We start from the raw sequence: 8,309 nt of genomic DNA on the forward strand, positions 1-8,309 counted from the left end.
AGCCGGTCCTCGATCGCCGTCCGGTAGTGGCGCCGAACCGTTTCGTCACGGATCGTCGCGAGCGCCTCGTGCAGACGCCGCTCGAAGGCCGCGGCGCGCTCGGGCGTGTCCGTCGGCCCGGCGTCGAGCTCCCGGGCCCACAGGACGTCGACCAGCGGCGCGGCGGCGGAAAGAGCCGCGTCCACCGCTTCCCGGCCCTCGGCGCGAACCAGATCGTCCGGGTCCTGTCCCTCGGGAAGGAAGGCGAAGCGCAGGGAGCGCCCCGGCTGAAGCAGCGGCAGCGCGGTCTCCACTGCGCGAAAGCCCGCCCGTCGTCCGGCCTTGTCCCCGTCGAAGCAGAGGATCGGCTCCGGCGCCATGCGCCAGAGCAGCTCGATCTGCTCAGGCGTCAGCGCGGTGCCGAGGGGCGCGACGACATGCTCGACGCCCGCGGCCGAGAGCGCGATGACGTCGATATAGCCCTCGACGGCGACGACGGATTCAGCCTTGTGCGCGGCGGCGCGGGCGCGATGGTGGTTGTAGAGCGTCGCTCCCTTGTGAAACAGCGGGGTTTCAGGGGAGTTCAGGTACTTGGCCGGCGCGTCGGCCTGCATGGCCCGGCCGCCGAAGGCGATGATGCGGCCCCGCACGTCCTGGATCGGGAAGATCACGCGGTCGCGGAAGCGGTCGAATGGCTCCGGCACGTCGTCGCCGGCGACAAGCAAGCCCGCCTCGACCATGTCGGCGACCGAGACGCCCTGCTGGCGCAGGCGCCCCTTGAGTGCGCCTCGGTCGTTCGGGGCGTAGCCGACGCGGAAGTTGGCCTGGGTCTGCGGGCTCATGCCCCGGCTCGCCAGGTAGCCGCGCGCGGCGGCGCCCGCCCTGCCCTGCAGCTCCGCCTCGAAGAACCGCGCCGCCATCTCCATGATCTCGACGAGACCCGCGCGGCGCTCCTGCCGGCGCTCCTCTTCCGGCGAGTCCTTCGGCAGCGGCACGCCCGCCATCTCGGCGATCTGCGCGACCGCGTCGGGGAACGACAGCCCCTCGACCTCCATCAGGAACTTGAAGACGTCCCCGTGCTTGCCGGACGAGAAGCAGTGATAGAAGCCCTTCTGATCGTTGACGAAGAAGGACGGCGTCCGCTCCTGATTGAACGGCGAGAGCCCGGCGAACTCCCGCCCCTGCCGCTTCAGCTTCACGCGACGGCCCACGACCTCCGAAACCGGGAGGCGCTGGCGCAGTTCGTCGAGGAAGGAAGGGCTGAAGCGCATCGCGCAGGGATCGTCCGGGGGGTGACCAATCGGCGATAATACAACGTACGGCCCGAGTCGCGGGCGGCGCGATCAACGTCGCCCGCAATTCACAGGGCTGGCGGGAACGCCGGGCGGCGGGTTCCCCCGCTTCGCCGCCGGCGTGATTGACACCGCTCCCCTCTCCCTCTAGAGAACGGCCTCGTCGCGCGGGGCCAAAAGCCCCGCGTCGGCGTTTTGCGCACCCGTGGTCCTGCGTTCTCGCGACGCTTGGACCTGTCGGCGCCCGAGAGGGCGCAGCAGGAGGGCGCGTTCCTCAACCTGTCACAGGAGGACGCGATGTCGAAGCGGCACGCCTCGAAGTACAAAATTGATCGCCGTATGGGCGAGAGCATCTGGGGTCGCCCGAAGAGCCCCGTGAACCGCCGTGAGTACGGCCCCGGCCAGCACGGCCAGCGCCGCAAGGGCAAGCTGTCCGACTTCGGCGTCCAGCTGCGAGCCAAGCAGAAGCTCAAGGGCTACTACGGCTCGATCTCCGAGAAGCAGTTCCGCCGAATCTACGCCGAGGCGACCCGTCTCAAGGGCGACACCTCCGCGAACCTGATCGGCCTGCTGGAGCGCCGCCTCGACGCGGTCGTCTACCGCGCCAAGTTCGTGCCGACGCCCTTCGCCGCCCGCCAGTTCGTGAACCACGGCCATGTCCGGGTGAACGGCCGCCGCGTGAACATCCCGTCCTACCTGGTGAAGGTCGGCGACGTGATCGAGGTGAAGGAAAGTTCGAAGCAGCTCGCCATCGTGATCGAGGCCGCGGCCTCCGGCGAGCGCGACGTGCCGGACTATCTCGAGGTCGATCACAACAAGATGACCGCGAAGTATGTCCGCATCCCGGTGCTCACCGAGGTGCCCTACCCGGTCCACATGGAGCCGAACCTGGTCGTCGAGTTCTACTCGCGCTGACCGGTTCTTCCTGACGAATTTGAAGGCCGCCTCCGGGCGGCCTTTTTCGTTAGACGATCGCGCTCTGCTGGCCGAGGCGCACCAGAACGATCTCCGGCGGGACGCCGAAGCGCACCGGCAGGCCGCTCATCCCGATGCCGCCCGAGACGATCAGATGCCGGTCGTCCTCCACGATGTGGCCGTAGCGGAACCGCCCGCCATAGGCGGAGGGGATGAACGGGTTCCTCAGATGCGGGATGTAGACCTGTCCGCCATGGGTGTGCCCCGAGAGCGTCAGCGACACCCGCGCCGGCACCTCGGCGAAGATGTCCGGCTCATGCGCGAGCAGCAGCGCGGGATCGTCGGTCTTCAGCTGGGCGAGAGTTCCCGGCAGGTCGTCCTCGCCACGGAAGCCGCCGCGCTTCAGCCAATGGGCGAGCTGGTCGCCGAGACCGCACAGCCAGAAGCGCCTGCCCGCATGCTCTATCAGTTCGGCCTCGTTCGACATCACCCGGATGCGGGCGCCGTCGAGCGCCCGCCGGATCTCGTCGGCGTTGTGCCACCAGTCGTGATTGCCGAGGACGGTGTAGAGGCCGAGGGGCGCGGAAAGGTCCGCATAGGCCGCAGCCCATTCGCGAGGCGGCACCCGCCGCGCCGCGATTTTTCGGGAGGTCGCCTCATGGTCGCCGAGATGAACGATCAGGTCGGGTTTCAGCCGGTTGACCGTCTCGACGATGCGCTGCACCCGGCCGATCGGCACGTAGGGTTCGCAGACATGCACGTCCGAGATCACCGCGATCGTGAGCGGCAGATCCGCCGGCCAGCCGGGGGGCGTCGGCCTGTACTCGGTGACGTCCAGCATCAGCGACGGCTCGATCAGCCCCGCATAGGCGCCGCCTGCGGCGGACATCAGGAAGCCCGCGCCCCCGGCGGTGAGCAAAGCGCGGCGGGTGACGAGCGGCATCACAGTCGTTTCGGTCCAGGGGCGGGCGCGGTAGGCGACCTATGGCGCCGGGCGGAAGGCCGGTCCAGTCACGGCCGGCGGAGCGGTTAATCAGTCGCTCTGAGGCCAGGCATTGTGGAGCGGGTGGCCCCGGGCCCGCCTCCTCCGGAGCGGCGGCCTGAACAAGAAAACGCCCGGCGGTTGAGCCGGGCGTTTTGTTCGACGTCAGTTCCTCAGGCGGCGGGCTGCTTGACCGCGACGCCTGCCTGCTTGAGGTGGCTCTGCAGTTCGCCCGCCTGGAACATCTCGCGCACGATGTCGCAGCCGCCGATGAACTCGCCCTTGACGTAGAGCTGCGGGATCGTCGGCCAGTTCGAGAATTCCTTGATGCCATTGCGCATCTCGTCGCTCGCGAGGACGTTGACCCCCGCATACGGCACGCCGAGATAGTCGAGGATCTGCACGACCTGACCCGAGAACCCGCACTGCGGAAACTGCGGCGTGCCCTTCATGAAGAGCACCACGTCACTGGAAGCGATCGCGTCGGCGATCTGCTGCTGTGCGCTCATAATACGTAGCCTTTCGCTGTGTCGGGCTCGGGCGTGGGGCCCGCGCTGGTCTGCAGCGCAAGCGCATGGAGCGCCCCGCCCATCTGACCTTTCAACGCCTGATATACGATCTGGTGCTGCTGCACGCGACTTTTGCCGCGAAAAGCTTCCGAGACCACCGTCGCCGCATAATGATCGCCGTCGCCGGCGAGGTCGCGGATCGTCACCTGCGCGTCGGGCAGCGCGTCGCGGATCAGGCGCTCGATCTCGCGTGCGTCCATCGGCATCTCGTCGAAGCCTCCTCAGTCGGCCGGCGCGGCGTCGATCGCCGGGCCGGCCATGAAACGCGGGAACCAGCCTTCGTGGGACTCGCGCAGTTCGCTCAGGAGGATGGGGGCTTCGTCGCCCGGAATCAATCGGTCGCCGCCCGTCGTCCCGATCCGCGTGGCCGTCACTCCGGCGGCGCTCGCCGCGTCGATCACCATCCCGGCGCGATCCTCCGGAACGGTGACGAGATAGCGGCCCTGATCCTCGCCGAAGAAGTAGCCGTGGGCGGGCGCGCCGGGGTGGGCGCCGTCGAGCCTCGCCCCGATGCGGCCGGCGAGCGCCATCTCGGCGACCGCCACCAGAAGCCCGCCATCGGAGATATCGTGGACCGCAGTCGCGACGCCGGCCGAGATCATGCTGCGGACGAAGTCGCCATTGCGCTTCTCGGCCGCGAGATCGACCGGCGGAGGCGCGCCCTCCTCTCGGCCGGCGACCAGCCAGAGCCAGCAGGAGCGGCCGAGCCAGCCCTTGGAGTCGCCGATCAGCAGGACGGCCTCGCCCTCGCGCTTGAAGGCGAGCGTCGCGCTCTTGGCCATGTCGTCGAGCAGGCCGACGGCGCCGATCGTCGGCGTCGGCAGGATCGCGCGACCCTGGGTCTCGTTGTAGAGCGACACGTTGCCGGACACGACCGGGAAGTCGAGCGCCCGGCAGGCCTCCCCGATGCCTTTGATGCAGCCCACCAGCTGGCCCATGATCTCGGGCCGCTCGGGATTGCCGAAGTTCAGATTGTCGGTCACGGCGAGCGGCGTCGCGCCCACCGCGGTGAGATTGCGCCACGCCTCGGCGACCGCCTGCTTGCCGCCTTCGAACGGGTCGGCCTCGCAGTAGCGCGGCGTCACGTCCGCGGTGAACGCGAGCCCCTTGCGGCCGCCCTCGACGCGGATCACCGCGGCGTCGCCGCCCGGCTTCTGGACGGTGTCGCCAAGGATGATGTGGTCGTACTGCTCCCACACCCAGCGGCGGGAGGACAGCTCCGCCGAGCCCATCAGCTTGAGAAGAGCCTCCCGCGTGTCGCAGGGGGCGTCCAGATTGGCGGCCGCGACCTGTTGCTGTTTCGGCGTCTCCACCCAGGGCCGGTCATATTCCGGCGCCTCGTCGCCGAGCTCCTTGATCGGCAGGTCCGCCTTGAGCTCGCCGCTCAGATAAACCTTGAAGCGGAGATCGTCCGTGGTGTGGCCGACGACCGCGAAGTCGAGGCCCCACTTGGTGAAGATCGCTCGAGCCACATCCTCCTTCTCGGGATGCAGCACCATCAGCATGCGTTCCTGGCTCTCCGAGAGCATCATCTCGTAGGCCGTCATGCCCTCCTCGCGCGTGGGCACGTTCTCGAGGTCGAGCCGGATGCCGAGGTCGCCCTTGGCGCCCATCTCGACCGCCGAACAGGTCAGGCCGGCGGCGCCCATGTCCTGAATCGCGACGACCGCGCCGGAGGCCATCAGTTCGAGGCAGGCTTCGAGCAGCAGCTTCTCCGCGAACGGATCGCCGACCTGCACGGTCGGGCGCTTCTCCTCGGACGACTCGTCGAATTCGGCCGACGCCATGGTGGCGCCGTGGATGCCGTCCCGGCCGGTCTTCGAGCCGAGATAGACGACCGGCAGGCCGACGCCGGTGGCCTTGGCGTAGAAGATGCCGTCCGCCTTGGCGAGGCCGACCGCCATGGCGTTGACCAGGATGTTGCCGTCATAGCGGCTGTGGAAGCCCACCAGCCCGCCGACCGTCGGCACGCCGAACGAGTTGCCGTAGCCGCCCACGCCGGCGACGACGCCGGACACCAGGTGGCGGGTGCGCGGGTGCTCCGGGGCGCCGAACCGGAGCGCGTTCAGCGCCGCCACAGGCCGCGCTCCCATGGTGAACACGTCGCGGAGAATGCCGCCGACCCCGGTCGCCGCGCCCTGATAGGGCTCGATGAACGAGGGATGGTTGTGGCTCTCCATCTTGAAGACCACGGCCTCGCCGTCGCCGATGTCGACCACGCCCGCGTTCTCGCCCGGACCCTGGATGACGCGCGGCCCGGAGGTCGGCAGCGTCTTGAGCCAGATCTTCGAGCTCTTGTAGGAGCAGTGCTCGTTCCACATCGCCGAGAAGATGCCGAGCTCGGTAAAGCTCGGCTCGCGGCCGATGAGCTTCAGGATCCGCTCGTATTCGTCCGGCTTGAGCCCATGGGCTGCGACGAGTTCGGGCGTGATTGCGGGCTCGGACGTCGGCATCGGACTCGCGGGCTGAGGCTGGGAAAGGTGAGGTCTTGCTACGCCAATGGGGCCCGGCGCGCTAGTGCGCGGAGTCGAGGCGGCCGATCATCGCCATGGCGGCGGCCGGATTGCGGACCTTCGCCCCGGAGATGAAGAAGGCGAACACGTCGCGCGGCTGCTTCTTCGGCTTCTCGCCGGTCAGCGCTGGCAGGTCGCCGGGCTGGCCGCCTGCCGCATAGGTTTCGAGGCGAGGCGCCCAGGCGTCGAGATCTTCCGCGGGATAGCCGCCCTCTAGCTCTTCCTGTGCGCGTTCGAGGCGCAGGTAGACGAAGTCGGCGGTGACGTCGGCGATCATCGGGTGGTCCGGATCATCAAGGACGACCTGCGTGACCTCAGCCTCCGCGGCCCTGAGCAGGTCGACGAAGGCCGGATCGGCGAAGCTCTCGTGACGCGCCTCGATCGCGTGGCGAAGGCGCACCCCGCCCCGCTCCGGCGGCAGCAGCTTGAGGAAGCCTTCTATGTCGGCCGCATCGAAGCGCTTGGTCGCGGGGAACTGCCACACGATGGGGCCGAGCTTGGGGCCGAGCTCCGTCACGCCGCCGCCGAGAAAGCGCTCGATGGACTCCGCGCCTTCGGTCAGCACGCGCCGCTGGGTCGCGAAACGCGGACCCTTCACGGAGAACACGAAGCCGTCCGGCGTCTCCGCCGCCCATTTGCGGAAGCTCTCGGGCTTCTGCGCGCCGTAGAAGGTGGCGTTGATCTCGATCGCCGTCAGGCGCTCGGCCGCGTAGGCGAGTTCGCGCTTCTGCGGCAGGCCGGCGGGATAGAACACGCCGCGCCAGGGCTCGTAGGTCCAGCCGCCGATCCCGACCCGGATCGCGCCGGCCGCCATCACGCCGCCTGAGCCAGCCCGGCGAACAGCTTGGCGCCGTCCGTGCCGCCGACCGCGGCGTCGATCAGGTTTTCGGGGTGCGGCATCATGCCGAGCACGTTCAGCTTCTCGGAGTAGATTCCCGCGATGTCGTTGAGCGAGCCGTTGCGGTTGGCGTCGCCGCCGACATTGCCTTCGGCGTCGCAGTACCGGAAGGCGACGCGGCCATCCCCCTCGAGCCGCGCCAGCGTCTCGGCGTCGGCGAAGTAGTTGCCCTCGCCATGCGCCACGCACACCTCGATCGTCTGCCCGGGCTGGTAGGCGCGGGTGAAGGCCGTGTCGGCGCGCTCCACCTTCAGATGCTGAAGATGGCAGATGAAGCGCAGATTCGCGTTGCGGGTCAGGATGCCCGGCAGCAGGCCGGCCTCGACGAGGATCTGGAAGCCGTTGCAGATGCCGAGCACCAGGCCGCCGCGCGCGGCGTGCGCACGCACCGCGTCCATGATCGGCGCGCGCGCCGCGATCGCGCCGCAGCGCAGATAGTCGCCATAGGAGAAGCCGCCCGGCAGCACGACCAGGTCGGTGCCCGCCGGCAGCTCGGTCTCCGCATGCCACACCAGCTTCGGCTCCTGGCCGGAGCCGGCCTTGAGGGCGCGGACGACGTCCCGCTCGCGGTTCGAGCCGGGGAAGACGAGTACGGCGGCGTTCACGGCGGTCTCCGGCGGCGGCTTACTTGGTGATCTCGAGCGAGGCGATCACCTGCTCGATCTTGGGCAGATGCGTCGCCCACTTGTCGGCAGGCGTGACGCAGTTGAAGGCGACCTCGTGGCCCTCGGCCTCGAGCATGAACAGCCCCGAATGCACCGAGCCCGGCTCACCGGAGGCCTCGATCTCGCCCCAGAGCCCCTTATGGCCGCCGATCGTCTTCGGCGCGAAGGGGGCGGCCCATTCGGCCTTCATCTCTTTCGGCGTGTGGCCGATCAGGCCGTCGCCGAGCTTCTTCGCCGATTCGGCCGGCACGTCGCCGCCCGGCTTGGCGTCGGCTGCGGCGCGCACCTGGATCATGCAGAACACGCGGTCGCCGCCGCAGTTCTTGTCCGTGCAGGAAACGCCGATCGCCCGCACGGTCTGGAACCGCGCCCATTTCTCGCACAGGATATCCGCGCAGCCAACCATAGATGCGACGAGCGCTTCCCATCTCAATAAGGCGCGCGGCCTCATTGACGCTGTAGAATCCAAGAGAGAGCGGGTTGGCGACGCTGTTCA

9 protein-coding genes are annotated in these 8,309 nt (G+C 68.9%); 1 reads left to right on the top strand and 8 read right to left on the bottom strand.

Going from position 1 to position 8,309, the window contains the following annotated elements; translation table 11 throughout:
• Positions 1–1,250, bottom strand: a 1,250-nt coding sequence (gene dnaG / locus ACIKT0_RS09330; RefSeq protein ID WP_407105085.1) for a DNA primase, incomplete at its 3' end; no start/stop codon positions are given.
• A gap of 318 nt (positions 1,251–1,568) precedes the next feature.
• On the opposite strand from dnaG, the gene rpsD reads away from it, so the two are divergent.
• Positions 1,569–2,186, top strand: a complete 618-nt coding sequence (rpsD, locus tag ACIKT0_RS09335; RefSeq protein ID WP_183393615.1) for a 30S ribosomal protein S4 — start codon at positions 1,569–1,571, stop codon at positions 2,184–2,186.
• 49 nt (positions 2,187–2,235) lie between these two features.
• On the opposite strand, the gene ACIKT0_RS09340 is transcribed toward rpsD, so the two are convergent.
• From ACIKT0_RS09340 to ACIKT0_RS09370, 7 genes are all read right to left on the bottom strand, one after another.
• Positions 2,236–3,129: a metallophosphoesterase gene (locus tag ACIKT0_RS09340; protein ID WP_407105086.1), complete on the bottom strand. Its 894-nt coding sequence runs from the start codon at positions 3,127–3,129 to the stop codon at positions 2,236–2,238.
• Positions 3,130–3,341: 212 nt separating this feature from the next.
• Entirely contained in the window at positions 3,342–3,677 is a 336-nt protein-coding gene (gene grxD / locus ACIKT0_RS09345; RefSeq protein WP_407105087.1) for a Grx4 family monothiol glutaredoxin, read from the bottom strand.
• A complete protein-coding gene (locus tag ACIKT0_RS09350; protein ID WP_407105088.1) occupies positions 3,674–3,943 on the bottom strand; it encodes a BolA family protein in 270 nt (89 codons plus the stop codon). Before ACIKT0_RS09350 ends, grxD begins: the two co-directional genes overlap by 4 nt.
• 15 nt (positions 3,944–3,958) lie before the next feature.
• Positions 3,959–6,190 (bottom strand): phosphoribosylformylglycinamidine synthase subunit PurL, encoded by a 2,232-nt coding sequence (purL, locus tag ACIKT0_RS09355; protein WP_407105089.1) that lies wholly within the window; start codon positions 6,188–6,190, stop codon positions 3,959–3,961.
• A gap of 61 nt (positions 6,191–6,251) precedes the next feature.
• A complete protein-coding gene (locus tag ACIKT0_RS09360) occupies positions 6,252–7,064 on the bottom strand; it encodes a DUF72 domain-containing protein (protein WP_407105090.1) in 813 nt (270 codons plus the stop codon).
• The gene (gene purQ / locus ACIKT0_RS09365; protein WP_183393609.1) at positions 7,064–7,753 is read right to left on the bottom strand and encodes a phosphoribosylformylglycinamidine synthase subunit PurQ; all 690 of its coding nucleotides are present in this window, start codon (positions 7,751–7,753) and stop codon (positions 7,064–7,066) included. The genes ACIKT0_RS09360 and purQ overlap by 1 nt, the downstream gene beginning before the upstream one ends.
• Positions 7,754–7,772: 19 nt before the next feature.
• The gene (locus ACIKT0_RS09370; RefSeq protein WP_407105091.1) at positions 7,773–8,219 is read right to left on the bottom strand and encodes a hypothetical protein; all 447 of its coding nucleotides are present in this window, start codon (positions 8,217–8,219) and stop codon (positions 7,773–7,775) included.
• Positions 8,220–8,309: the final 90 nt, after the last annotated feature.

Source organism: Hansschlegelia beijingensis (assembly GCF_045505405.1).
Classification (GTDB): domain Bacteria; phylum Pseudomonadota; class Alphaproteobacteria; order Rhizobiales; family Methylopilaceae; genus Methylopila; species Methylopila beijingensis_A.